Source organism: Burkholderia sp. E168m22 (assembly GCF_001319805.1).
Taxonomy (GTDB): domain Bacteria; phylum Pseudomonadota; class Gammaproteobacteria; order Burkholderiales; family Burkholderiaceae; genus Burkholderia; species Burkholderia orbicola.
Window position 1 is genome coordinate 23,290 of the sequence record NZ_BBSK01000072.1, and the last position, 24,142, is coordinate 47,431.

21 protein-coding genes are annotated in these 24,142 nt (G+C 67.7%); 14 read left to right on the top strand and 7 right to left on the bottom strand.

The window, feature by feature from the left end; translation table 11 throughout:
* Window positions 1-30 precede the first annotated feature (30 nt).
* Window positions 31-261 carry a hypothetical protein gene (locus AP428_RS16705; protein ID WP_011547073.1) on the top strand — a complete coding sequence of 77 codons (231 nt, stop codon included), beginning with the start codon at window positions 31-33 and terminating at the stop codon, window positions 259-261.
* Window positions 262-451: 190 nt separating this feature from the next.
* On the opposite strand, the gene AP428_RS16710 is transcribed toward AP428_RS16705, so the two are convergent.
* The 4 genes from AP428_RS16710 to AP428_RS36750 form a co-directional block, all read right to left on the bottom strand.
* On the bottom strand, window positions 452-1,876 hold the full coding sequence (locus AP428_RS16710; protein WP_011694823.1) for an MFS transporter: 1,425 nt from the start codon (window positions 1,874-1,876) through the stop codon (window positions 452-454).
* Window positions 1,877-2,037: 161 nt separating this feature from the next.
* Window positions 2,038-2,799 carry an ABC transporter permease gene (locus AP428_RS16715; RefSeq protein WP_011547075.1) on the bottom strand — a complete coding sequence of 254 codons (762 nt, stop codon included), beginning with the start codon at window positions 2,797-2,799 and terminating at the stop codon, window positions 2,038-2,040.
* Window positions 2,796-3,746 (bottom strand): ABC transporter ATP-binding protein, encoded by a 951-nt coding sequence (locus tag AP428_RS16720; protein ID WP_011694822.1) that lies wholly within the window; start codon window positions 3,744-3,746, stop codon window positions 2,796-2,798. Before AP428_RS16720 ends, AP428_RS16715 begins: the two co-directional genes overlap by 4 nt.
* A gap of 2 nt (window positions 3,747-3,748) precedes the next feature.
* Window positions 3,749-3,985 carry a hypothetical protein gene (locus tag AP428_RS36750; RefSeq protein ID WP_156349328.1) on the bottom strand — a complete coding sequence of 79 codons (237 nt, stop codon included), beginning with the start codon at window positions 3,983-3,985 and terminating at the stop codon, window positions 3,749-3,751.
* 185 nt (window positions 3,986-4,170) lie between these two features.
* Between AP428_RS36750 and AP428_RS16725 the strand changes: the two genes are divergently transcribed.
* From AP428_RS16725 to AP428_RS16750, 6 genes are all read left to right on the top strand, one after another.
* On the top strand, window positions 4,171-4,467 hold the full coding sequence (locus tag AP428_RS16725) for a cupin domain-containing protein (protein ID WP_006480633.1): 297 nt from the start codon (window positions 4,171-4,173) through the stop codon (window positions 4,465-4,467).
* Between the two features lie 616 nt (window positions 4,468-5,083).
* A complete protein-coding gene (locus AP428_RS16730; RefSeq protein ID WP_011547077.1) occupies window positions 5,084-6,682 on the top strand; it encodes a DUF2957 domain-containing protein in 1,599 nt (532 codons plus the stop codon).
* 71 nt (window positions 6,683-6,753) lie between these two features.
* A complete protein-coding gene (locus tag AP428_RS16735; RefSeq protein WP_011547078.1) occupies window positions 6,754-8,007 on the top strand; it encodes a DUF2957 domain-containing protein in 1,254 nt (417 codons plus the stop codon).
* A 73-nt stretch (window positions 8,008-8,080) separates the two neighbouring features.
* The gene (locus tag AP428_RS16740) at window positions 8,081-8,905 is read left to right on the top strand and encodes an OmpW family protein (RefSeq protein WP_011547079.1); all 825 of its coding nucleotides are present in this window, start codon (window positions 8,081-8,083) and stop codon (window positions 8,903-8,905) included.
* Between the two features lie 121 nt (window positions 8,906-9,026).
* Window positions 9,027-9,530 carry a hypothetical protein gene (locus AP428_RS16745; protein WP_006480638.1) on the top strand — a complete coding sequence of 168 codons (504 nt, stop codon included), beginning with the start codon at window positions 9,027-9,029 and terminating at the stop codon, window positions 9,528-9,530.
* A gap of 408 nt (window positions 9,531-9,938) precedes the next feature.
* Complete coding sequence (locus AP428_RS16750; RefSeq protein ID WP_011547080.1) at window positions 9,939-11,039, top strand: hypothetical protein; 1,101 nt, start codon at window positions 9,939-9,941, stop codon at window positions 11,037-11,039.
* A gap of 72 nt (window positions 11,040-11,111) precedes the next feature.
* Here AP428_RS16750 and betA read toward each other — a convergent pair whose 3' ends face one another.
* From betA to betI, 3 genes are read right to left on the bottom strand one after another with little or no spacing between them, the layout of a single operon-like run.
* Window positions 11,112-12,812 (bottom strand): choline dehydrogenase, encoded by a 1,701-nt coding sequence (gene betA, locus AP428_RS16755; protein ID WP_011547081.1) that lies wholly within the window; start codon window positions 12,810-12,812, stop codon window positions 11,112-11,114.
* A 16-nt stretch (window positions 12,813-12,828) separates the two neighbouring features.
* The gene (gene betB / locus AP428_RS16760; protein WP_011547082.1) at window positions 12,829-14,298 is read right to left on the bottom strand and encodes a betaine-aldehyde dehydrogenase; all 1,470 of its coding nucleotides are present in this window, start codon (window positions 14,296-14,298) and stop codon (window positions 12,829-12,831) included.
* A gap of 32 nt (window positions 14,299-14,330) precedes the next feature.
* The gene (betI, locus tag AP428_RS16765) at window positions 14,331-14,915 is read right to left on the bottom strand and encodes a transcriptional regulator BetI (protein WP_006480642.1); all 585 of its coding nucleotides are present in this window, start codon (window positions 14,913-14,915) and stop codon (window positions 14,331-14,333) included.
* A gap of 724 nt (window positions 14,916-15,639) precedes the next feature.
* On the opposite strand from betI, the gene AP428_RS16770 reads away from it, so the two are divergent.
* From AP428_RS16770 to AP428_RS16800, 7 genes are all read left to right on the top strand, one after another.
* Window positions 15,640-16,542 carry an alpha/beta fold hydrolase gene (locus tag AP428_RS16770; protein WP_011547083.1) on the top strand — a complete coding sequence of 301 codons (903 nt, stop codon included), beginning with the start codon at window positions 15,640-15,642 and terminating at the stop codon, window positions 16,540-16,542.
* Between the two features lie 67 nt (window positions 16,543-16,609).
* Window positions 16,610-17,179, top strand: a complete 570-nt coding sequence (locus tag AP428_RS16775; RefSeq protein WP_011547084.1) for an isoprenylcysteine carboxylmethyltransferase family protein — start codon at window positions 16,610-16,612, stop codon at window positions 17,177-17,179.
* A 17-nt stretch (window positions 17,180-17,196) separates the two neighbouring features.
* Window positions 17,197-18,480: a glycosyltransferase gene (locus AP428_RS16780; protein WP_011694821.1), complete on the top strand. Its 1,284-nt coding sequence runs from the start codon at window positions 17,197-17,199 to the stop codon at window positions 18,478-18,480.
* On the top strand, window positions 18,477-20,072 hold the full coding sequence (locus AP428_RS16785; protein WP_011547086.1) for a DHA2 family efflux MFS transporter permease subunit: 1,596 nt from the start codon (window positions 18,477-18,479) through the stop codon (window positions 20,070-20,072). The genes AP428_RS16780 and AP428_RS16785 overlap by 4 nt, the downstream gene beginning before the upstream one ends.
* A 10-nt stretch (window positions 20,073-20,082) precedes the next feature.
* The gene (locus AP428_RS16790) at window positions 20,083-21,021 is read left to right on the top strand and encodes a glycosyltransferase family 2 protein (RefSeq protein ID WP_011547087.1); all 939 of its coding nucleotides are present in this window, start codon (window positions 20,083-20,085) and stop codon (window positions 21,019-21,021) included.
* Between the two features lie 11 nt (window positions 21,022-21,032).
* Window positions 21,033-22,883, top strand: a complete 1,851-nt coding sequence (locus tag AP428_RS16795) for an efflux transporter outer membrane subunit (RefSeq protein WP_011547088.1) — start codon at window positions 21,033-21,035, stop codon at window positions 22,881-22,883.
* A complete protein-coding gene (locus AP428_RS16800; RefSeq protein ID WP_011547089.1) occupies window positions 22,883-24,073 on the top strand; it encodes an efflux RND transporter periplasmic adaptor subunit in 1,191 nt (396 codons plus the stop codon). The genes AP428_RS16795 and AP428_RS16800 overlap by 1 nt, the downstream gene beginning before the upstream one ends.
* The last annotated feature ends 69 nt before the right edge of the window (window positions 24,074-24,142 follow it).

Consider the following 24,142-nt stretch of genomic DNA (forward strand, 5'->3'; position numbering starts at 1 on the left):
GGTCCACACCACGTTTACGCGGAGGGCGCCATGGCTGCTAAGGAAGTCTCGAAGAAGAAGTACCTGAAAATCCTGAACAAACGCCTGCGCGCGGAGCCGGCAGCGCCGGCCGGCGCGTCGTTCGTCTTCTTCCCGCTGGGTGCGAAAGCGAAGCACGCGACGGGTGTCGTGTCCGGCGACGCGCGCAGCAAGCGCGAACTGGCCGTGATGGCCGCGGTCCAGCGCAAGGCGGCCGAAGAGTTCGTCGTCGCCGACGCGTGACGGCCGCTGCGGTACCCCTGTCGTATTACCGCCTCCGCGGCTGACGCGGCGGCGGTTTTGCCGTGAGCGATTGCGCCGGCGAGCACGCGCGGGATGTCTTGCGTGATCGCCGGACCGTGCATCGGCAGAGCGATGTCGAGATCGAGTGCCTGGATTCGGCTCGAAGCAGCTTGAAAACCAACGTTAGCGATCAGGACGCCTCGTCCGCTGCCGCCGCCGGATACCGGCCGCTGCCGCCCGCATCGTCGCCTGCCGCCAGTTGTTCCAGCGCGAGGCCCTTCGTCTCGATCCCGAGCGTCCACACGGCGACGGCCGCCGCGATGAACGACAGCGCGCCGAGCGTGAACACGCCGCCCTGGCCGAACACCGGCAACACGACGCCGACCACGTAAGGCCCGATCAGCGAGCCGATCCGGCCGATCGCCGACGCGAAGCCCGAACCCGTCGCACGCGCCCCGGTGCCGTACAGCTCGGGCGTGTACGTGTACAGCGCCGCCCACATCCCGAACAGGAAGAACTGCATCGCGAGGCCCGTGACGATCAGCAGCGTCGTGCTGCCGCCGTACAGCGCGCTCTGGCCGTACGCGTACGCCATCGCGCCGCCGCCGATCAGCGACGCGATGCAGGTCGGCTTGCGGCCCCAGCGTTCGACGAGCCACGCGGCGCACAGGAAGCCCGGCACGCCGCCGAGCGAGATCAGCACCGTGTAGAACACCGATTTCGTGACTTCGAAGCCGGCCTGCTGCAGCAGTGCGCCGAGCCACGACGTGAGGCCGTAGAAGCCGAGCAGCGCGAAGAACCACAGCAGCCACACCATCACCGTGCGGCGGCGGTACACGCCGCTCCAGATCTCGCGCAGCGCGCCGCGGCCGCGCGCGGCGGCCGGTTCGGCGAGCCGCGACGGCGGCGGCAGCGTCGTGACGCCGGCCGAGCGCATCACCTTCGCCTCGATCGCGTGCATCACCGTGTCGGCTTCCGCGTGCCGGCCCGCATGTTCGAGCCAGCGCGGCGATTCCGGCACGATGCGGCGCACGACGAGCACGAACACGGCCGGAATCGCGAGCAGCGCGAACACGGTGCGCCAGCCGAACTGCGGCAGCACGAAATACGCGACGATGCCGGCCGTGATGAAGCCGAGCGGCCAGAAGCCGTCCATCAGCGCGATCAGGCGGCCGCGCTTCTCGGTCGGCACGAATTCGGACAGCAGCGTCTGCGCGACCGGAAACTCCATCCCCATCCCGATGCCGAGCAGCACGCGGTAGACGATCAGCGCGTCGACGCTCTGCGCGGTCGAGCACAGGTACGACGCGGCGCCCCACAGCACCATGCTCCACTGGAACACGGGCCGGCGGCCGAAACGGTCGGCGAGCAGGCCGGCTACCGCCGCGCCCAGCACCATCCCGAAGAAGCTCGCGCTCGCGACGAGGCCGGCGGCGGCGGTCGACAGCCCGAACTCCTTGCGGATCGAGCCGAGCACGAACGTCATCGTGCCGAGATCGACCGAGTCGAAGAAGAACGCGATCGCGATGATGAAGAAGATGCGCTTGTGATAGCCGGAGAACGGCAGGCGTTCGAGCCGGGCGGCGGCGGAGGCGGGAGCGGTGGCGGCGGGCATGGCGTCCTCTGAAATGAAAAAGGGGCCGCGCAGCGCATGCTCCAAGGCCCCGATGCTTCATATTCAGTAGACGCGACCACAAACTGCCGCATCAGAGGAAAAGCGCCGCCTGCTTGCCCAAATGCGTCATCGGCGGGCGGCGCGCGTGACGCCCGCCGGCGTCAATTCTTCAGCTTGTAGCCGGTGCGGAACATCCACGCGACGATCGCGAGCAGGATCACGAGGAACAGCGCGGTCGCGGCGAGGCTGATCCACACATGCACGTCGGCGATCCCGTAGAACGACCAGCGAAAGCCGCTGATCAGGTAGACGATCGGGTTGAACAGCGTGACGACGCGCCACGCGGGCGGCAGCATGTCGACCGAATAGAAGCTGCCGCCGAGGAACGTGAGCGGCGTGATGATCAGCAGCGGCACGAGCTGCAGTTTCTCGAAGCTGTCGGCCCAGATGCCGATCACGAAGCCGAACAGGCTGAACGTGACGGCCGTCAGCACCAGGAACAGCACCATCCAGAACGGATGCAGGATGTGCAGCGGCACGAACAGGCCGGCCGTGGCAAGGATGATCACGCCGAGCAGGATCGACTTCGACGCGGCCGCGCCGACGTACGCGATCACGATCTCCCAGTACGACACGGGCGCGGACAGGATCTCGTAGATCGTGCCGGTGAAGCGCGGGAAGTAGATGCCGAACGACGCGTTCGAGATGCTCTGCGACAGCAGCGACAGCATCACGAGGCCCGGCACGATGAACGACCCGTAGCCGATGCCGTTCACGTCGCTGATGCGCGAGCCGATCGCGGAGCCGAACACGACGAAATACAGCGACGTCGAGATCACCGGCGCGATGATGCTCTGCATCAGCGTGCGGCGCGTGCGGGCCATTTCTGCGCGGTAGATCGCGCGAATTCCTTGCCAGTTCATGCGCCGGCTCCTTGCACGCCGTTGCGGCGGTTGTCGATCAGGCTGACGAAAATGTCCTCCAGCGAGCTCTGCGTCGTGTGCAGGTCGCGAAAGCCGATGCCGGCCGAGCCGAGCGCGTTGATGAGCTTCGCGATGCTCGCGTCGTCGCGCTGCGAGTCGTACGTATAGACGAGCGCGGCGCCGTCTTCCGCGCGTTCGAGCCCGAACGGCGCGAGCGCGGGCGGCATGTCGGCGAGCGGGTGCTCGAGCTGCACGGTGAGCTGCTTCTTGCCGAGCTTGCGCATCAGTTCGCGCTTTTCCTCGACGAGCACGAGCTCGCCGCCGAGGATGATGCCGATCCGGTCGGCCATCTCCTCGGCTTCCTCGATGTAGTGCGTGGTCAGCAGGATCGTCACGCCGCTTTCGCGCAGCGAATCGACGAGCTTCCACATGTCGCGGCGCAGCTCGACGTCGACGCCGGCCGTCGGCTCGTCGAGGAACAGGATGCGCGGCTCGTGCGACAGCGCCTTCGCGATCATCACGCGGCGCTTCATGCCCCCCGACAGCGTCATCAGCTTGTTGTCGCGCTTGTCCCACAGCGACAGCGCCTTGAGCGTCTTCTCGATGTACGCGGGATCGGGCGCCTTGCCGAACAGGCCGCGGCTGAACGACACGGTCGCCCAGACGGTTTCGAACGCGTCGGTGGTCAGCTCCTGCGGCACGAGGCCGATCATTTCGCGGGCGGCGCGATATTGATCGCGGATGTCGTGGCCGCCGACCGTCACGCGGCCTTCGGTCGGCGTGACGATGCCGCAGATCGAGCCGATCAGCGTCGTCTTGCCGGCGCCGTTCGGCCCGAGCAGCGCGAAGATCTCGCCGGGGCGGATGTCGAGGGTCACGTGCTTCAGCGCCTGGAAGCCGGACGCGTAAGTCTTGGAGAGGTCGGAGACGGAAAGGATCGGTTGCATGCTCACGGATGGCACGGCCGCCCGGCGCGACGGCGGGTGCCGCGCATGTCCGGCGCCGCCGCCGCTGCGAAGCGGCCGGGACCGGGCACGGCATGGCGAACGGGCGTCATGTCGAACGGCAGGGTGGTGCGGGATCGCGGGACCGCCATATTAGCAATCGGCAGATCGAAATGCATTCCGATGGGAAGACCGGGCACTGCCGGTGCCGGATTGGCGTGAATTGCCGTGATATCGCTCAATGATTCGATGCTTTATTTGAGCGATGCGAACAATCCGGCGGGTTTTCGGGGAATCGGGCCACGCTCGCGTTGCCGCCCGACCGGCTGGCCGACTGTGCTGCCCGCATGCCCTTGCGCCGTACCGGGACGGCGCGCGCGGCGCTCGCGATAATGCGTTCCTTTCACGGCGATACGGAGCGGGGCGCATGTCTTTGATCGATTTCAAATCCGTGGCGGACGCGCAGGCGGCCGCATGGAAATCCACGATCGTCGGCGAAGTCGGCCCGGCGCGGATCAAGGTGCTACGCATGGATGCGCAGCCGTACGAAGCGGAAGTGCACGACTACAACGAGGGGCTGCTGGTGCTCGACGGCACGCTGATGCTCGAGGTCGACGCGGAAACGGTCGTGGTCGGGGCCGGCCAGATGTTTCTCGCGCACGCCGGCACGCGCCACGCGGTGCTGCCCGGCAGCCACGGCACGCTCGCGATCATCGACGTGTGAGGTTGCGCCGCAACATGCGCGCGGGCCGCTGAAGCCCGGCTGGCCTGGCTCGGCGCGGATTGGCGGCCGCCGTTCAAACGCGTGTTCCACGGCTCGGGTATTTGTCTGAGCAAATAAAATGAAGGCTGTTTGAAAATCTGTTAAATACCGTATAAACGCTAGGATTGCGCGGGTTCCGTCGTTTGGAACTCTGCATCCATTTACTTGCGCGAATGGTCCGATCATAGTCTCGACAAACGACGCATCACGATAACGAATCAAGCGTACGTATGGAGACCAAATCATGAGACGCCTATCCGAGGGCCCAGCGGGACTGTCGTTTTCCGATTTTTCGCTGAATGCAGGCGCGACACAGGTCGCGTGCCTGCATCGTCACTTCGCCGTGTAGCGGCGACCCAATTCCGTTTCGATCGTTCCGACGGCGCCGTGCCGCATGACGGCGCCGCGGGAGCGCGTTCGTCTGCCGTCGCGGCGTGTGCCGCATGGGCCTGACCGGCCTCGCGGCGGTCCTGCGTGCATCGTCATGCGCCGCGCCTTCGTGCGGCGGCGCGATACCAACCGGCGGGCCATGCAGCCCGGCCGGGCGAGACTTGTCGTACCTGAAAAGGAGGGGTTGATGATTTGCATTCCTGAATGGCGGAAGGCGATCCTGTCGTGCGCGGTGCTGGCGCTGCCGTTCGTCGCCGGCTGTGGCGGCGGCGACGATCCGGGGCCGATCACCGTGCCGCAGTGCTCGGGCAGCGCCTGCGGGCCGAGCGGCGCCGAAACGACGCCGCCCGTCGTGACGAAGCTGTGTCCGGACGCGCTCGACTACACGACGACGTACACGGGCGGCGCCGGCAGCGGCGAGTACGTGAAGGTGAAGTTCGACACGACGAAGCTCACCTACCAGATGCAGTTCATCGAATCGTCGGTGCCGACCTCGGCAGGGCAAGTCAACAACACGCGCGCGGGCCTGACGATCAGCGGCGCGTTCCATCATCCGACCACGCTTCCGACCGCCGAGCAGAACCGTTGCGCGTTCGTGCTCGACAGCGGCGCGACGAGCGACGGCGCGTATTCGGTGACGATCAACCGTGCCGATCCGCCGATGCTGTTCGTCGGCAATGGCGTGGTGGGCGGCGGGATTCCGGGGGCGACGATCGCGTTCGCCGGTATCCCGCTGCTGCCGGGCATCACGCTCGGTGTCGTCCCGTCGCGCACCTTCGATTTCTATCCGTTCATCGGCTTCACCGACACCGAAACCGACTTCACGAAAGTGGCGGGCAACTACAACGAGGTCGGCATCCATCTGTCGCCCATCGGCGGTGATGGTCAGAGCCCGACCGGGGCGGTCGGCTGGGAATCCGACGTCGTCAACTGGAATCAGACGCTGAATGCGGACGGCTCGTGCTCGATCACGCAGGGCAGCGACTACTCGTGTCAGACGACCGGGACGCCGTGGGCGCAGCGCAAGAACGCGGACGGATCGGCGGACAATGTATTCGTGAGCAATCCGGCCGGGGGGCAGGGGTATCCGATCGCGGGGCAGGGCTCGACGCTGATCATCGCACCGAGCCAGGCGAAAGGCATCATGATCGTCGGCAGGCTGAACGGCGTACTCGTGCCGATCGTGATTCGTGTCGGCTACACGCACGTCGATACGGTCAATCTGCTCGCCTCGGTCGCCGATGCCGAAGTCGGCATCTCGATGCTGTCGTCGACGAAGGCGATTGCCGCGAACTCCCTGAAGGGCGGGTACATCGGCGCAACCAGTGCCTCCGCGTGCGGCATCGTGACATCCAGCGGCCAGGGGAACAAGTTGGCGTCGGCGGGGCCGAGCTTCAACCCGAACGTGCCGCACCCCGATTTGCCCGGCATCTTCGCCAACAACGCGTTCTATTCGGTCGCCGGCAGTTGCAACGACGGCACCGCCGTGTCGACGCTGGCGGCGAACTATACGTCCACGCTGTTCCAGGGCAGTACCGCGGCGTTCATCGATCCGCAGACGTCGTCGGTCACCTCGCAGTTCGCGCTGGACTATACGCAGGCCACGCCCGGCAAGATCAGGGTGACGGCCGCGCAGGACTTCAACGCGAAGGGCGCGAACGGCAACGCGGCGATCTTCGGCAAGGGCGACACGGGCTGGCTCGTGACGGCCGGGAACGTCTACGCGATGGTCGTCAACGACAACAAGGTCAACCCGTTCTTCACGATCGGCGCGTTCGTCCAGTAACCCCGTATCGAACACGTCACACCGGCGGCGCATGCGTCGCCGCCGGCGAATCGAATTTCAAGAGGAATCCTATGAATTTGAAACAATGGATGGCCGCGGCGTCGCTCGCGCCCGTGCTGGCCGCATGCGGCGGAGACGGCGACCCGCCGCCCGCGCCGGTGGTCCGGCTGTGCCCGCAGACGATCGACTACAACACGGTGTTCATCGGCGGGTCGGGGTCGGGCGAGCTCGTGAAGGTGCAGCTCGACACGACGAAGATGACGTACCGGATGACCTACCTCGCGTCGCCGGTGCCCGCCACCACGGGTACCGTGCAGCCGACGCGGGACACCGCGCCCGCGAACGTGGTCGACGGCACGCTGGCCGACGAGACGGGGCTGCCGACGGTGAAGCTGAACCAGTGCACGTTCCGGATGCAGAACGCGAGCCTCGACCCGAGCCGCCCCGCGCGGCTGTTCCTCGGCGAAGGCGTGCTGGGCGGCGCGATCCCCGGCGCGACGATCCAGTTCGACGGCGTGATCGGCGTCGGCAAGATCACGAAGACGACGTTTCCGTACTACCCGTTCATCAGCTTCTCGTCGCTGGAGACCGACCTGACGAAGATCGCCGGTACGTACAACCAGCTCGGTTATCACCAGGTGCCGTCGCAGAACTTCCAGCCGGTGGCGCTCGACCAGCAGGTGACGATCAACGCGGACGGCAGCTATACGGAAACCGACAACTTCGGCAAGAAGAACGGCGGACAGCCGCTTGCGTCGAGCGCGACCGTGAACCAGCCGTTCACGCTGCGCCCCGATGCGCCGGCATTTCAGTCGCTCAACTACCTGCCGCAGATTCCGCCGACGCTCGCCGCGCTCGATCCGGCGAAGGCCGGCAAGGGGATCCTGATCGTCGGCAGGCTGCGCAACCAGCTCGTGCCGGTTTTCATCCGCACCGGCGCCGCGAACGCGGACCTCACGCAAGGCCCGCCGAGCGCGGACGACGAATCGGGCATCTCGTTCCTGAGCCCGCGGACGGCGGTCGCGCAGGGCTCGCAGGACGGCGAGTACACCGGCGTCGACAGCGCATTCAACTACCGCGCGACCGCGCTCGTCGGCGCGCAGGCCACGCTGCTCGATCCGTTCAACGCGTCGCAGGCCGCGCTCACGCGCGCGCTGAACCTCGACTACACGCAGAAGGTGCCGGGCGTCGTGACGACCGTGCATGCGGATGCGGCATCGGGGCCGGCGACCGGCAAGTTCGTGTTCACCGGCGGCGTGTTCGGGTTCCTCGACATGGCCGATACGAGCAACCCGTACTTCACGGTCGGCGCGTTCGTGCAGTGACCGCGTGTGGATGGAGACACGGCGGCGCCGCGCGCGAATGCGCGGCGCCCGGACAGAATGAGGGGGAGACTTCATGAAGAAGCTGATTGTCGCGGGTGTCGTCGCTGGCGTATCGACGCTCGCATCGGCCCAGCAGGCGGGCGACAACGTCGCGACGCTGGGCTGGCTGCACATCATGCCGCAGGATTCGACCAACGGGCTGACGACGAATCTTGCAAGCATGCCGATCAACGGGCCGTTGCGCCTGCCGGGTTCGTTCACGTCGCCGGGCACGAGCCTGACGGTCAACAACGCCGATACGGTCGGCCTCACGCTCACGCACTTCTTCACCGATCACATCGCGGTGACGTCGGTGCTCGGCGTGCCGCCGGAATTCACGCTGACCGGACACGGCGTGATCAGGCCGCCCGGCCCGGCCGGCGCGCTCGGCAACGTCGACATGGACAAGTCGGCGAACCAGCCGGCCGTGAAGAACGCGCGGCAGTGGAGCCCGACGATCATCCTGCAGTACTACTTCAATTCGTCGACGGCCAAGTTTCGTCCGTTCGTCGGGATCGGCGTGGCCTACAGCTGGTTCAGCAACATCGAACTGAACGGCAACTTCGCGAAGGACATCAACGAGAACCTCGGCAGCGTGCTCGCGGCCGGCGCCGGCAAGCCGGGCGCGACGTCGGTGGAGGGCAAGGCGTCGTCGTCGTTCACGCCCGTCTACAACATCGGCGCGAGCTACGCGATCGACAAGCACTGGGGGCTCACGGCGACGCTGACCTACATGCCGCTGAAGACCTACTCGTCGCTGGTGATCAAGGCGGCCGACGGCTCGACGCTCGCGACCACGCGCACGCGGCTGAAGGCTGACCCGCTGATCACGTTCGTCGGGATTTCCTACAAGTTCTGAGCCGACCGGCGCGCATGACGCGTGCCGGCGGCTTCCTGCGACCGGCTGGCCGGACCGTTCCGGCCGGACGGTCGCGTTCCTGGCGGCGTGCCGCCATTTGTGAAGAGAGGGGGCAGTTCAAATGAGCATTCGCAAAATCGTATCGCTTGTTGCTGCAGTGGCTTTCACCGCGGTTTCGGCCGCGCCTGCTTTCGCCGTCACCGTGTCGCGTGCCGACGGCCAGCCGATGAATCCGAACGGCGAGCCGTTCTCGGCGACGGGGCTCACGAATCTCAGCAAGGGATCGATCAACGCCAGTTGTACCGCGACCTTCAACGGCACGATCACGTCGACCGGCATCGTCAACATCACGTCGACGACGTTCGCAGGCGGCGCGACGTGCGGCCTGATCAGCGGCAGCGCGAGCAGCACGTCGCCGTGGACGGGGCAGGCCGACAGCACGACGCAACTGTCGATCAACAACGTGAAGGTGAACGTCACGCTGCTCGGTACTTGCGGGCCGAGCAAGGTCGTGACCGCGTGGAGCGATGCGAACTCGTCGCTGGCGTTCAACAACTCCGTGCTGACGCCGGACTGCACGGTGACCGGTACGGTCCTGACGTCGCCGAAGTTCCACGTGCAGTAAGCGTCGCACGATCGAAGCCGGGACCCGCCGCGCACGAGGGCCGTGCGGCATGCGCGGCGGGGTCCGCGGCCTTGATGGGTTCGTGCCGTCGCGCGTATCGGCGCGACGGCCGGATGCGTCTGGCAGCGTGGCCGTTTGTGCCGTTGTCCATCGATTGCCGAAGCGCCGCGTGCAGTCGGCGCCGCGAAGCGGGGCGCCCGTCGCGCATGCGAGCCGTGCGGCGCATACGCGAGTTTCCGCTTCACCGATTCATGCGAGCCGTCATGCTTACCCGCGTGACGGCCGGTTGACCGCCCGTGTCGCGATCCGACACGGGCGGAGTTGCAGGGCCGGCGTGGCGTGTATGACGCCTCCCGATCCGATCGAAACAAAACCAGGCCAATTGGCCAGAACCATCCCGGACGACCCATGCTGACCGATCCAGCAAAGTATGGCGATGCCCGCGGCGCGACGCCCGACCGGCTGCGCACGGCCGCGTGGTTGCAGTACCTGATCGACCATCTCGACACGGCGGTTTGCGCGATGGCCGCGACCGACGTCGGCGACACGCCCGTCGTCGCTTCGTATGCAATCCGTGCGGGAACTGGCGCGCATCTGTCTCGCGAAGCGACGGCCGTGCTCCACCGGCTGGTCCCGTGGATCGCGACCGACGGCGGCGGTTGCGCATGCGATCCGGCCGATCCGCTCGGCGCGTGCGCGCATGTGCCCTCCGCGCAGCAGCTCGCGGACGCCGAACGTTGCTGCCCCGGCTCGCTTGCCGTATTCGACACCGCGCACGGCGTGATCGATGCGTGTGCATTCGACGATCCCGACGTCGGCTGGGCCGCGCTCGAACGGATTGCCGATGGCGTCGAATGCCACGGCGAAGTCGCGAACGAACCTGACGGGCAGCGCGAGACGCCGCCTGCGAAGAACCTGAGAGACAGGCTGACCGCCGTCGCGGCAATGAGCACGGAAACACCGGTTCGTCCCGGTGCGGTCATCGATGCGATCGTGTTGCGCGTATGCGGCCCGCGCGACGACGCGACGCGGGTCGACGAGATGGCTGCGCTTGCGATGTTCTCGGCCGAACTCGCCGCCGGCAACGGCGTTTCCGTTCACGCGTATGGCGGTCGGCACAACTTCGTCGCGCAAGCGATCAGAACGCATCGCGCCGATCTCGCGTCGATGGAGGGGCTCCTTGCCGCGCTCGCCGTGTGCCGGCTCGATCGACTGATCGGCGCGGGCAGCTTCTGGGCCCACTACCTGCTGGCGGGCATTGCAATCGCAGCGCCGGATACGGTAAGGGCAATCGGCCGCCGGTTTCATGGCGATACCTGGCAGACGTGGCTCGACCACGTGCTCGCATGGCCGGCGGTCAGCCGCTTCGGGGCGAAGGAGGATGTCGCATTCGACCGCTTGCGCGACGCGATGAGCCTGACGTCGCGCAGGAACCCGATCGTCCGCGCCAAGCGGATGCGGGGCGTTTCGGCAGCCGGGCCGCGCAGCGCAAACGAGAAGGCACGATGAAATGCGGCTCGCGGCGAGAACGCCGCGAGCCGCGCGGGGGGTATCGCGGCGCCCGGGCAGGCGCCGTCTTCGTCAGACCGTCTCGGGTTGCCGCACGGCCTTCGCCACATTGCGCGCCGGTGCGCCGTTCGCGACGAAGTACGGCACGTCGACCCGCGCGAGCGGCGTGCGGCCGCGGATCTTGTCGGCGATCTTCTCGGCGATCATGATCGTCGGCGCATTCAGGTTGCCGGTCGTGATGATCGGCATGATCGACGCATCGACGACACGCAGCCCGTCGAGCCCGTGCACGCGGCCTTCTTCATCGACCACCGCCATGTCGTCGTAGCCCATCTTGCACGAGCACGACGGATGGAACGCGGTTTCCGCGCGCGCCCGCACGAACGCGTCGAGTTCCTTGTCGCTCTTGCAGTCGGCGCCCGGATTCAGCTCGCGGCCGCGATAGCGGTCGAGCGCCGGCTGCCGCATGATCTCGCGCGTCGCGCGGATCGCATCGCGGAACTCGCGCCAGTCGAGCGCTTCGGCCATGTAGTTGAACAGGATGCTCGGATGGTCGTTCGGATCGCGCGAGCGCAGCTTCACGCGGCCGCGGCTCGGCGAGCGCATCGAGCCGACGTGCGCCTGGAAGCCGTGCATCTCGATCGCGTTCGAGCCGTTGTAGTTGATCGCCACCGGCAGGAAGTGATACTGGATGTTCGGCCACGGGTCGTCGTCGCGCGTGCGGATGAAGCCGCCCGCCTCGAAGTGGTTGCTCGCGCCCAGGCCCGTGCCGTTCAGCATCCATTCGAGGCCGATCTTCGGCTGGTTCCACCACTTGAGCGCCGGGTACAGCGAGACCGGCTCCTTGCACTCGTACTGGATGTACATCTCCAGGTGATCCTGCAGGTTCTGGCCGACGCCGGGCAGATCGAGCACGACCGGAATGTCGAGTTCTTTCAGCCACGCGCCGGGGCCGACGCCCGAGCGCTGCAGCAGTTGCGGCGACGCGATCGCGCCGCTGCACACGAGCACTTCGCGGCGCGCATGCGCGGTCGCGCGCTCGCTGCCGCGCAGGTAGGTCACGCCCGACGCGCGCTTGCCGTCGAACAGGATGCGGTCGGCGAGCGCGTGCGTGACGATCTCGAGGTTCGGCCGCACCTTTGCCTGGTCGAGGTAGCCGCGCGCGGTGCTCGCGCGGCGGCCCTTCGGCGTGACGGTGCGGTCCATCGGGCCGAAGCCTTCCTGCTGGTAACCGTTGAGGTCGTCGGTGCGCGGATAGCCCGCCTGCACGCCCGCGTCGACCATCGCCTCGAACAGCGGGTTCACGCCCGGCTTGCTGGTCGTGACCGACACGGGGCCGCTGCCGCCGTGATAGTCGTTCGGGCCGACGTCGCGCGTTTCGGCTTTCTTGAAGTACGGCAGGCAGTCGAGATAGGTCCAGTTCTCGAGGCCCTTGTGCGTCGACCAGTTGTCGTAGTCGAGCGCGTTGCCGCGGATGTAGCACATCCCGTTGATCAGCGACGAGCCGCCGAGCCCCTTGCCGCGCCCGCATTCCATCCGGCGGTTGTCCATGTGCGGCTCGGGATCGGTCTCGTACGCCCAGTTGTAGCGGCGGCCCTGCAGCGGATAGGCCAGCGCCGCCGGCATCTGCGTGCGGAAGTCGAAGCGGTAGTCGGGGCCGCCCGCTTCGAGCAGCAGCACCGTGACGTCCGGATCTTCCGTCAGGCGCGTTGCGAGCACGTTGCCCGCGGAACCCGCGCCGCAGATGATGTAGTCGTATTCGCGTGTCGTCATGACGGATCTCCTTGTCTCAGAACACCGGGTTGTAACGGCCGAGCTCGACCTGCACCGACTTGATTCGAGTGTAGTGCTCGAGCGTCGTGATGCCGTTCTCGCGCCCGACACCGGATTGCTTGTATCCGCCAACCGGCATCTCGGCCGGCGATTCGCCCCACGTGTTGATCCAGCAGATGCCGGCTTCGAGGCGATGGATCGCGCGGTGCGCGCGCGACAGGTTCTCGGTCACGACACCGGCCGCGAGCCCGTAGTGCGTGTCGTTCGCGCGGGCGATCACTTCGTCCTCCGATTCGAATTCGAGGATGCTCATCACCGGCCCGAAAATCTCTTCGCGCACGATCTTCATGTCGTCGCGGCAATCGCCGAACACGGTCGGCGCAACGTACTGGCCGCTGCCGAAGTGGCCGTCGGTCAGGCGCGTGCCGCCCGCGAGCAGCTTCGCGCCTTCGGCCTTGCCGCTTTCGATGAAGCCGAGCACCTTGTCGAGTTGCGCGGCCGACACGAGCGGGCCGAAGTTGGTGTCGGCATCGGTCGGCTTGCCGACGCGGATGCGCTTCACGCGTTCGAGCACCTTCTGCGTGAACGCGTCCTTGATCGAGCGGTGCACGAACACGCGCGTGCCGTTCGTGCAGACCTGGCCCGAGCTGAAGAAGTTGGCGGTCACCGCGATGTCGGCCGCGCGGTCGAGGTCCGCATCGTCGAACACGATCAGCGGCGACTTGCCGCCGAGCTCCATCGTCACTTCCTTCAGCGACGACGCGCCGGCCAGCGACATCACTTTCTTGCCGGTCTCGACGCCGCCGGTGAACGACACCTTCGCGATGTCCGGATGGCCGGTGAGCAGCGCGCCGACCGAGCCGTCGCCCTGCACGACGTTGAACACGCCGGCCGGCACGCCGGCTTCCGTATAGATTTCCGCGAGCTTCAGCGCGGTGAGCGGCGTGACTTCGCTCGGCTTGAACACCATCGCGTTGCCGGCCGCGAGTGCGGGCGCCGTCTTCCAGCACGCGATCTGGATCGGATAGTTCCACGCGCCGATGCCCGCGCACACGCCGAGCGGCTCGCGGCGCGTGTACACGAACGACTCGGCGCGCAGCGGCACCTGCAGCCCTTCGATCGCGGTCGCGAGGCCCGCGTAGTACTCGATCACGTCCGCGCCGGTGACGATGTCGACTGCGAGCGTCTCGCCGATCGGCTTGCCGGTGTCGCGCGTCTCGATGGCCGCGAGTTCGTCGTTGCGTTCGCGCAGCAGCTCGACCGCGCGACGCAGGATGCGCGAGCGCTGCATCGCGGTCATTGCGGCCCATTCGCGCTGGCCTTCCTGGGCGGACGCAACGGCGCGGTCGACGTCGGCCGCGCTGGCCTGCTGCACCTGCGCGAGCAGTTCGCCGGTGGCGGGATCGAAGGTGTCGAAAGTCTTGCCGCTGGTGGCGTCGACGTAACCGCCGCCGATGTAGAGGCGCTGCAAACCGTATACGGACATGAGGATCTCCTTGAGGGCGACTGCGTCGCGCGTCAGTCGGACGCGAGCAGCAGGTCGATGTAATCGTGGGCGAGCTTCAAAGCGGCCCGGGTGTCGATCGGGCCGCCGGCGAGTGCGCCGCGCAGCCACAGGCCGTCGATCAGCGCGGCGAGGCCGCTGGCGGCTTCGCGCGCCTTCGCGAGCGGCAACGCCTTCGCGAATTCGGCGCACAGGTTCGAATGCAGGCGCCGCGTGTTCACGTGCTGCAGGCGCTTGAGCATCGGGTCGTGCATGCTCTGCGACCAGAACGCGAGCCACGTCTTCATCACGGGCGCGCTGACCTGCGTGTCGTCGAAGTTCGCGGCGACGACCGCGCGCAGCCGCGAACGCGGGTCCTTGCGTGCGGCGACGCGGCGGCGCGTGGTGGCCGACCACAGATCGCGCAGCACGTGCCGCATCGTCGCTTCGAGCAGGCCGTCCTTGTCGCCGAAGTAATGGCTGACGATGCCCGTCGAGATGTTCGCGCGTTGCGCGACCGATGCGAGCGTCGTGCCGGGCAGGCCAGCTTCGTCGATCGAGCGCAGCGTGGCGTCGATCAACTGTGCGCGGCGGATCTCCCGCATTCCGACTTTCGGCATCGTGACTCCCTTCGCCCGGGCGGGCCGTCGTCCATGGAAGTCGAGAGCTTAGCGATTTTTTATTGATCGTTCAATCAATAAAAAATCGGGGCCGAAGGGGAGACTGCGTTCCAAACGGGGCACGATGCTTCGCGTCCGAAGCTCATGTGCAGGTGCGGAAAGACGGTTGAAAGAAGATTAACTAAGTTTGAATCTGTTTAAAACGGACCGTGAAAATATGACGCAATGCAGAGGACCGTTTCCAGACTCGATTCCATTACAAACCGAAAGAGTGTCGAAAACTGCAATATTATTCACGATATGAAATCGTCAAATCGGATTGTGGGGGTGTACGGTTTTCTAAAAACCGTTTCAATCAAGCGATCTAAACAATATAACTGATTGAATCAAAACGATAATTTGTGTTTTTTGAATGCTGGATCGAATTGCTAGCAAACGATTGCGATGATCCTTTTTGAGATTCCGCATACCATGGAAATTGATAAGAAAATTTGAACTTGGCGTATTTCCGGGCCGAGTAGAGGGATTTTTGGAATGACTTGAGTAAGTAATATCGACCGTATTAGTATGGCGCCGCACCATGAGGAATGAATGGCGTCGCCGGCAATTGCCGCGACGCGTCGGCGATGACCGTGTCGATCGACCGCGCACGCAGCCGGCGCCAGCCATTGCGCACTTGCAGCATGCCGCGACGTCGAGACGCCGCATCCACCGGAGAACGACGATGCCGACCGAAAAACACGTGGTCCCGCTGCCGAATGGTCTGAAGGTCTACGTCGAACAGAACGTGTTCGACCCGGCGTTCGACACGGCGATGCTCGTCAACGGCGCGCTCGCGACCACCGCGTCGTTCGGCCAGACCGTCCAGTATCTCGGCGAGCGGATGAACACGATCTGCTTCGATCTGCCGTATGCGGGGCAGTCGCGCCAGCACAACCCCGGCTGCTTCATCCTGACCAAGGACGACGAAGCCGCGATCCTCCAGTACCTGGTCGAGCATTTCGCGCCGGCGTACCTCGTTTCGGTGTCGTGGGGCGGCGTCGCGTCGCTGTTCGCGCTCGCACGCGGCTGCCCGAGCGTGCGGCGCGCGGCGATCTGCTCGTTCTCGCCGTTCCTGAACGACGCGATGGTCGACTACGTGACGCGCGCCCGCGACCACATCGCGGCCGGCGAAAACCTGAAGGCCGCGCAGTTGCTGAACGACACCGTGGGCCGCTATCTGCCGCGCATCATGAAGCTGTACAACTACCGGTATCTGACGCGCCTGCCGCGCGACGAGCAGGATCAGGTCGCGTTCCACGTCGACCAGATCCTGTCGCTGCAGCCCGAGCGCTACTTCAGCGAATTCGCGAACATCGGCTGCGAGCTGCTGTTCCTGAACGGCGAGCGCGACGAGTACACGACGCCGGCCGACGTGCGCCAGCTCGGTGCGCACGTGGCGCGCGCACGGTTCGCGACGGTGCCGGACGCCGGCCACTTTCTCGACATCGAAGGCCGGGCGCAACGCGAATACACCCGTGCCGCGTTGCTCGATTTCTTCTGCGGCGAGGCGGCCGCCGCGGCCGGCGTCGCGCGTGCTGCCGCACATGCGTGCGTGCCCACGCCGATGCACGCGCTGTCGTCGTGACGCCATCCGTCGTGCAGCGGGCGCGTCCCGCGCATCCGAATTCCCATCCCAACGAGGCAGGCCAGCCGTGAATATCGTTCAGACCATCGCCATCGTCGTTCCGTGGGCCGCGTGGCTCGCGTACTGGATCGCCACGTCGCAGGGCGTCAAGACCACCGTGCGCAAGGAGGCGTCGCGCTCGCGCACGCTGCAGTCGATTCCGCTGATCGTCGGCGGCGCGCTGATCATCCTGCCCGATCCGTCGTGGCAGGCGCTCGTGCCCGACTGGCAGCGCTTCGGCCTGCAGGCGCAGTGCGGGCTCGCGGTGCTGGTAGCCGGCCTGCTGTTCTCGGTGTGGGCACGGCTGCATCTGGGCACGAACTGGAGCGTGTCGGTCACGTTGAAGGAAGACCACGAACTCGTGCGCACGGGGCCGTATGCGCTCGTGCGTCACCCGATCTACACCGGCTGCCTGATCGCGCTGGTCGGCGCCGCGCTGATCGGCGGCGAATGGCGCGGCGCGATCGGCGTGCTGCTCGTGTTTGCGTCGCTCGCGTACAAGGTGCGCGTCGAGGAGAGCTGGCTGACCGGATATTTCGGGCCGGCGTATGCGCAGTATCGCCGCGAGGTCGCGGCGCTGATCCCCGGCTTCTACTGACACCCGCGAGGCGCGCGATGGCGAAGATGATCGTGACCGCGATCGGCTCGGCGGGCGACGTGCATCCGCTGCTCGGCGTCGCGCGCACGCTGGCCGCGCGCGGTCACGACGTCGTGTTCTGCACGCACGCGCCGTTCGAGGCGACCGTGCGCCGCTGCGGGTTCGCGTTCGTGCCGGTCGGCACCGCGGCGGAATACGACGCGGCGATGGCGAACCCGGCGCTGTGGAATCCGCGCACGTCGTTCCGCACGCTGTGGCAGGTGATCGCGCCGACGTTGCGCCCGCATTACGACGCGCTGCGCGCGCTGACCGATGCCGATACGGTGCTGGTCGGCACGCTGTGGGCGTTCTCCGCGCGCTTCATGCAGGAACTGCACGGCACGCCGTACGTATCGGTGCAGGTGTCGCCGTCGACGCTGCTGTCCGCGCATGCGCCGCCGACTCACCCGCGCCTGACGATTCCCGCGCGCTGGCCGTTGCCGGTGAAGTCGGCGCTGATGACGCTGATCGAGCGGCAGGTGCTCGACCGCGTGTGCGGCCCGGCGCTCGATGCGGTACGCCGCGAGCTGGGGCTCGCGCCCGCGCGGCGCGTGCTCGGCCGCTGGCTGCATTCGACCGACGGCGTGCTGTGCCTGTTTCCCGGCTGGTTCGCGCCGCCGCAGCCGGACTGGCCGTCGAACCATCTGCAAAGCGGTTTTCCGTTGTTCAACGATATCGCGACACCCGACGACGATGGGGCACTCGATGCGTTTCTCGCGGCCGGCGAAGCCCCGGTCGTGTTCACGGCCGGTTCGACGCTCGTCGATCATGCGGCGTATGCGCGTGCGGTGGCGGATGCGCTGCGCGCGACCGGCGCACGCGGCATCCTGCTGACGCCGCACGATGCGGTGCAGGGCGACGACCGGCTGCTCGTGCGCCGCTTCGTGCCGATGCGCACGCTGCTGCCGCGTTGCCGCGCGCTCGTGCATCACGGCGGGATCGGCACGGCGGCGCTCGCGTGCGAAGCCGGCATCGTGCAGGTCGTCACGCCGTTCGCGCACGATCAGTTCGACAACGCGCAACGCGTCGTCGCGAACGGCTGCGGCGTGCGGGTCGACGGCCCGCTCGACGGCGCGCGGCTCGGCGCGGCGCTCGCACGCGTGCTCGACGAACCCGCGTTCGCGGTGCATGCGGAACGTACGCGTGCGCTGCTCGCGGCCGCGCCGGACGGCTGTGGCGCCGCCGCCGATTTCATCGAACGGTTCGTGCCCAGGCGCGGGCGCGCTGCCGCGCGGGCCGACGTCGCGGTGGCCGGCGCATGAGCACCGCGTCGCCGCTGCACGACGAGAGCGGCGCGCCGTCCGCGTTCGACGTGCCGGCGCCCGCGCCGGCCGCACAGCCGGTGCGCGGCATCCGGCTCGCGCTGCTGACGTTCGCGCTGTCGCTCGCGACCTTCATCGAGGTGCTCGACTCGACCGTGACGAACGTCGCGGTGCCGGCGATCTCGGGCAGTCTCGGCGTATCGAACAGCCAGGGCACGTGGGTGATCAGCTCGTATTCGGTCGCGGCCGCGATCGCGGTGCCGCTCACCGGCTGGCTCGCCCGCCGTGTCGGCGAGCTGCGGCTGTTCGTCGGCGCGGTGCTGTTGTTTACGCTGACGTCGCTGCTGTGCGGGCTCGCGCGCGACCTGCACGTGCTCGTGATCTGCCGCGCGCTGCAGGGGCTGTGTTCGGGGCCGATGGTGCCGCTGTCGCAGACGATCCTGCTGCGCACGTTCCCGCCCGACAAACGCACGATCGCGCTCGCGCTGTGGGCGATGACGGTGCTGCTCGCGCCGATCTTCGGGCCGGTGGTCGGCGGCTGGATCGTCGACAACTTCTCGTGGCCGTGGATCTTCCTGATCAACTTGCCGATCGGGCTGTTCTCGTTCGCGGTGTGCACCGCGATGCTGCGCCCCGACGCGCAGCGCGGCGCGGCCGGCCCGATCGACGTGCCGGGCATCGTGCTGCTCGTGATCGGCGTCGGCTCGCTCCAGGCGATGCTCGATCTCGGCCACGACCGCGGCTGGTTCGATTCGCCGCTGATCGTCACGCTCGCGGTGGTCGCGGCGCTCGCGATCGTGTCGCTGCTGATCTGGGAAGCGGGCGAAGCGCATCCGGTGGTCGACCTGAGCCTGTTTCGCGACCGCACGTTCTCGTTCTGCGTGCTGATCATCTCGCTCGGGATGATGAGCTTCTCCGTGGTCGGCGTGGTGTTTCCGCTGTGGATGCAGGCCGTGATGGGCTACAACGCGTTTCATGCGGGGCTCGCGACCGCGTCGCTCGGCGTGCTCGCGCTGGTGTTCTCGATCCTCGTCGGGCTGCATGCGCACCGCTTCGATGCGCGCGTGCTCGCGACGTTCGGCTTCCTCGTGTTCGCGGCCGTGCTCGCCTGGGACGCGCAGTTCACGCTGAAGATGACGTTCGCGCAGATCGCAGCACCCGGGCTGATCCAGGGCATCGGGCTGCCGTGCTTCTTCATCCCGCTGACCGCCGCGACCTTGTCGCGCATTCCGGACGACCGGCTCGCCGCCGCGTCGAGCCTGTCGAATTTCCTGCGCACGCTGTCGGCCGCGTTCGGCACCGCGATGAGCGTGACGCTGTGGGACAACCGCGCGACCTATCACTACGACGTCGTGTCGCAATCGGTCACGCATGCGTCGGCGAACACGCAACGCTTCGTGCATGCGTTGAACGCGATGGGCGTGGACGGCGTGCGCGAACTGACGACCTTGCATCACGTCGTGATGCAGCAGGCCTACATGATGGCGACCAACGACATGTTCTGGATGGCGAGCATGACGTGTCTCGCGCTCGCCGCGATGATGTGGCTGACGCGGCCCAAGCGCGGCGCGGCCGCATCGTTCGGGCATTGAGGAGCGGACCATGACGACACTCGGCGCACTCGTGATCCTGTATCACCCGAGCGACGCGCAGCTCGACGCGCTGCGCGCATGGCGGCACGCATGCGACGCGCTGCTCGTCGTCGACAACACGCCGCAGCCCGATGCGCGGGCACGCGAACTGTGCGCCTGCGAAGGCATCGCGCTGCTGCATCACGGCAATCGCGGCGGCATCGCGGGCGCGTACAACGCGGGGCTTACGGCGCTGTTTCGCGACGGCCTCGATGCGGTCGCGCTGTTCGATCAGGATTCGTCGGTGCCGGCTGCGTATTTCCCGGCGATGCGCGATGTCTGCGCGGGGCTCGCGCGGCGTGCGTTCCTCGCCGGCCCGCGCATCTTCGACGAGAACGCGCGCAGCTTCCTGCCCGAACTCGCGACCAACGGCATCGGCTTGCGCCGCCTGCGCATCGAGCCGGGCACGCCGATGCAGCGCTGCGCGTTCCTGATTTCGTCGGGTTGCGTCGTGTCGCGCGACGCGTTCGACGTGCTCGGTCGCTTCGACGAGACGCTGTTCATCGATCACGTCGATACCGAATACAGCTTCCGCGCGCTGGCGCGCAACGTGCCGCTCTATGTCGTGCCGTCGCTGGTGCTGCCGCACCGGATCGGCGCGAAGCATCGGCACGCGATCGGCCCTTTCGAAATGACGTCGATGAATCACTCGTGGCAACGGCGCTACTACAGCGCCCGCAATGCGGTGCAGCTCGGGATGCAGTACGGGCTGCGCTTTCCGGTGGCGCTCGTGCCGAACCTGCTGACCGTGTGGCAGGTCGTGCAGATCGCGCTGGTCGAGCGCGACAAGCGCGCGAAGCTGGCCGGCATCCTGTTCGGCGTCGCGGACGGCCTGTTCGGCCGGCTCGGCCCGCTCGAGCGCACGCGACCGCGTCTGGCCGCGCGGGCGCGGCGCGTTCGGCAGGGGTGACGATGCGACGGATGATTCAAGCGGCGGGTTCGGCGCGTGGCGTGAAGGGCGGCTCGATGATCGCGGCCGCCGCGGCATTGCTCGCGTTGGCCGGATGCGTGCCGTCGGGCTTCCTGCCGTCGCTGTCGCTGCGTGCGCCGGCCGACGATGCGCTCGCGCATACCGCCGGCCCCGGCGCGAACGGCGCATGGCCGGCGCCCGACTGGGTGAAGCAGTTGCAGGACCCGCAGCTCGACGACCTGGTCGCCGAGGCGTCGCAGCACAACCCGGATCTACAGGTCGCGCAGGCGCGGTTGCGGATCGCGCAGGCGCAGCTTCAGCAGTTCGATTCGCTGACCGGTTTGACCGGCACGGCCGGCGCGACGATCAGCCGGGCACGGATGCCGAAACCCGGCGACATTGCCGACGTGACGGCCGGCGGCTATCGCGTGCCGGTGCAGATCTTCGGCGATCCGAACGTATCGCCGTCGTCGGTCTTCGTCGGGCTGAACTACCAGCTCGACCTGTGGGGCAAGAACCGCGCGGCGACGAAGAGCCTGATGTCGCTGCGCGACGCGGCCGGCGTCGAAGCCGAACAGGTGCGGCTCACGCTCGCCGTCGCGATCGTCACCGTGTATTGCCAGCTCGACCAGGCGTACGCGGTGCGCGACCTGTTGCAGCAGAAGCTGAAGATCAGCCAGCGCGTGACGGCCGTGCTGCGCGAGCGCACCGCGCGCGGCCTCGACAACGCGTACGACGCGAGCGATGCGTCGATCAAGCGCAGCCGTCTGCTCGAGCAGATCGCGCTGAACGACGAGCAGATCAAGCTCGCGCAACTGCAACTCGGCGTGCTGTCGGGCCGCGGCCCGGAGCGCGGGCTCGCGCTGCAGCGGCCGCGCGTCGGCGCGTTCGCGGGCGGCGCCGTGCCCGCCCGGCTGCCGGCCGATCTGCTCGGCCGCCGGCCCGACATCGTCGCCGCGCGGTTGCGCGTCGAAGCCGCGTTCGCGAATGCCGACTCGACGCGTGCGCAGTTCTATCCGGACGTGAATCTCGTCGCGCTCGGCGGCGTGTTCGCACTGACGCCCGCGTCGCTGTTCTCGCGCGATTCGCTCGCGGGCTCCGTGGGCCCCGCGATCTCGCTGCCGATCTTCGATCGCGGCCGCTTGAAGGCGAAGCTCGGCGCGGACGTCGCGCAGGCCGACGTCGCGATCGGGCTGTACAACAAGACCGTCGACGACGCGCTCGGGCAGGTCGCGCAACTCGTCACGTCGCTGCAGACGTCGCAGACGCTCGTCGCGCAGCAGCAGGACGCGGTCGCGGCCGCGCAGAAGATCGTGCAGATCGCGGCGGATCGGCATCGGCGCGGCGTGCTGATGCAGAAGGACGTCGATGTCGCGGATCTCACGCTGATCGACGAGCGCGCGCAGATGATCGCGCTGCTCGGCAAGCAGCGGACGCTGCGGGTGGGGCTGATCGGCGCGCTGGGCGGCGGGTTCGATGCGGGCGCAACGGTCGCGCAAGCGCAGACGCCGGCCGGGCCGCGGGCGCGGAGTGGGGCGGCGAAGCGCGGGGCGGCAACGGCCGTGGCTGCTGTGGGCGCCGTGGCCGCGAATCGGGAGACGGCTGGCCAGTCTAACGATGCACGCGCAGGCAGCACGGCAGTGTCGCCGGCTGCTACCGCGACGAGCAACGCGTCTGCATCGGCACGACGCGACGACACGACACGCCCGTCGACGATCGGTGCGACCCGCCCCGACGCGGCGCCGCGCGGCAACCCCGTTCTCGCGCGCACGGCCTCGGCGAGCCCGACGCGCGATTCGTCGCCGATGCCTGCGATTCCCGTCTTCCAGCACGATCGTCTGATCGTTACGCAAAGCGACTGATGCACCACGACAACCTCCATTCCGCCGCGCCGCCGGCCGCACTGAACGACCCGGCGCTCGACGCGCGCCGCGCGACGCGCCGCAAGCGCTTCACCGTGTTCTTCGCGATCGTGCTGCTGGCCGCGATCGCATGGATCGCCTACTGGCTGCTGAGCGACCGCTATTACGAAGACACCGACGACGCATACGTCGCGGGCAGCATCGTGCAGGTCGCCGCGCAGATCCCGGGCGCCGTGACCGACGTGGTGGTCGCCGATACGCAAGCCGTGCGCGCCGGGCAGACGCTCGTGCGGCTCGACGACACCGAGGCATCCGTCGCGTTCGCGCAGGCGAAGGCGCAGCTCGCGCAGGCCGTGCGCCAGGTCGCGAACGCGAGGATTTCGAACACGATGTACGTCGAGGCCGTGAATGCGCGCCGCGCCGACCTGTCGCTGGCGCAGCGCGCGCTCGCCGCGCGTTCGGGCGCATCGGTCGAGATCGTCGCGCCGGAAGAACTGGCGCGGGCGCGCGCGGCGGTGGCCGGCGCGCAGGCGAACCTCGCGGCCGCGCAGGCGCAGCTCGACGCGGCGCGCGCGCTCGGCAGCAAGCTGCCCGTCGACGAAAGCCCGGCGGTCGTGCAGGCGGCCGCGCAGTTCAAGCTCGCGTACCGGAACCTGAAGCGCACGACGATCGTCGCGCCCGTCGACGGCACGATCGGGCAGCGCTCGGTACAGGTCGGCCAGCAGGTCGGGCCCGGCGTGCCGCTGATGTCGATCGTGCAGCTCAACCGGCTGTGGGTCGAGGCGAATTTCAAGGAAGGGCAGATTCGCCACATGCGCGTCGGGCAGCCGGTCGAGGTCGTGTCGGATCTCTACGGCTCGCGCATCGCCTATCGCGGCCGTGTGCAGGGCTTCTCGGCCGGCACGGGCAGCGCGTTCTCGATGCTGCCGTCGCAGAACGCGGCCGGCAACTGGATCAAGGTCGTGCAGCGCGTGCCGGTGGTGATCGCGCTCGATCCGCGCGACCTCGCCGCGCATCCGCTGCGCGTCGGGCTGTCGATGCGCGCGACGGTCGACACGCACGACCGCAACGGTCACGCGCTCGACAGCGAGCCGCCGACGCCGGCCGTCAGCACGCGCGTGCACGACGGCGTCGCGAGCGACGCGGAAGCGGCCGCCGCCGCGATCATCCGCGAGAATCAGGGCGGGTGAGCGCCGGGCCGCCAAGGCAGGGCCGGCCGCAAGGGCTGGTCCGGCCCCCGGTAGATTCCCGCCCGACTT

Bases quoted from the DNA above. Each gene is read 5' to 3' on its own strand.
- AP428_RS16800 (WP_011547089.1), top strand. From the start codon at position 22,883: ATGCACCACGACAACCTCCATTCCGCCGCGCCGCCGGCCGCACTGAAC.
- AP428_RS16725 (WP_006480633.1), top strand. From the start codon at position 4,171: ATGTCTTTGATCGATTTCAAATCCGTGGCGGACGCGCAGGCGGCCGCA.
- AP428_RS16715 (WP_011547075.1), bottom strand. From the start codon at position 2,799: ATGAACTGGCAAGGAATTCGCGCGATCTACCGCGCAGAAATGGCCCGC.
- AP428_RS16720 (WP_011694822.1), bottom strand. From the start codon at position 3,746: ATGCAACCGATCCTTTCCGTCTCCGACCTCTCCAAGACTTACGCGTCC.
- AP428_RS16710 (WP_011694823.1), bottom strand. From the start codon at position 1,876: ATGCCCGCCGCCACCGCTCCCGCCTCCGCCGCCGCCCGGCTCGAACGC.
- AP428_RS16705 (WP_011547073.1), top strand. From the start codon at position 31: ATGGCTGCTAAGGAAGTCTCGAAGAAGAAGTACCTGAAAATCCTGAAC.
- AP428_RS16785 (WP_011547086.1), top strand. From the start codon at position 18,477: ATGAGCACCGCGTCGCCGCTGCACGACGAGAGCGGCGCGCCGTCCGCG.
- betA (WP_011547081.1), bottom strand. From the start codon at position 12,812: ATGACGACACGCGAATACGACTACATCATCTGCGGCGCGGGTTCCGCG.
- betB (WP_011547082.1), bottom strand. From the start codon at position 14,298: ATGTCCGTATACGGTTTGCAGCGCCTCTACATCGGCGGCGGTTACGTC.
- AP428_RS16790 (WP_011547087.1), top strand. From the start codon at position 20,083: ATGACGACACTCGGCGCACTCGTGATCCTGTATCACCCGAGCGACGCG.
- AP428_RS16740 (WP_011547079.1), top strand. From the start codon at position 8,081: ATGAAGAAGCTGATTGTCGCGGGTGTCGTCGCTGGCGTATCGACGCTC.
- AP428_RS16735 (WP_011547078.1), top strand. From the start codon at position 6,754: ATGAATTTGAAACAATGGATGGCCGCGGCGTCGCTCGCGCCCGTGCTG.
- AP428_RS16745 (WP_006480638.1), top strand. From the start codon at position 9,027: ATGAGCATTCGCAAAATCGTATCGCTTGTTGCTGCAGTGGCTTTCACC.
- AP428_RS16730 (WP_011547077.1), top strand. From the start codon at position 5,084: ATGATTTGCATTCCTGAATGGCGGAAGGCGATCCTGTCGTGCGCGGTG.
- AP428_RS16780 (WP_011694821.1), top strand. From the start codon at position 17,197: ATGGCGAAGATGATCGTGACCGCGATCGGCTCGGCGGGCGACGTGCAT.
- betI (WP_006480642.1), bottom strand. From the start codon at position 14,915: ATGCCGAAAGTCGGAATGCGGGAGATCCGCCGCGCACAGTTGATCGAC.
- AP428_RS16750 (WP_011547080.1), top strand. From the start codon at position 9,939: ATGCTGACCGATCCAGCAAAGTATGGCGATGCCCGCGGCGCGACGCCC.
- AP428_RS16770 (WP_011547083.1), top strand. From the start codon at position 15,640: ATGCCGACCGAAAAACACGTGGTCCCGCTGCCGAATGGTCTGAAGGTC.
- AP428_RS16795 (WP_011547088.1), top strand. From the start codon at position 21,033: ATGATTCAAGCGGCGGGTTCGGCGCGTGGCGTGAAGGGCGGCTCGATG.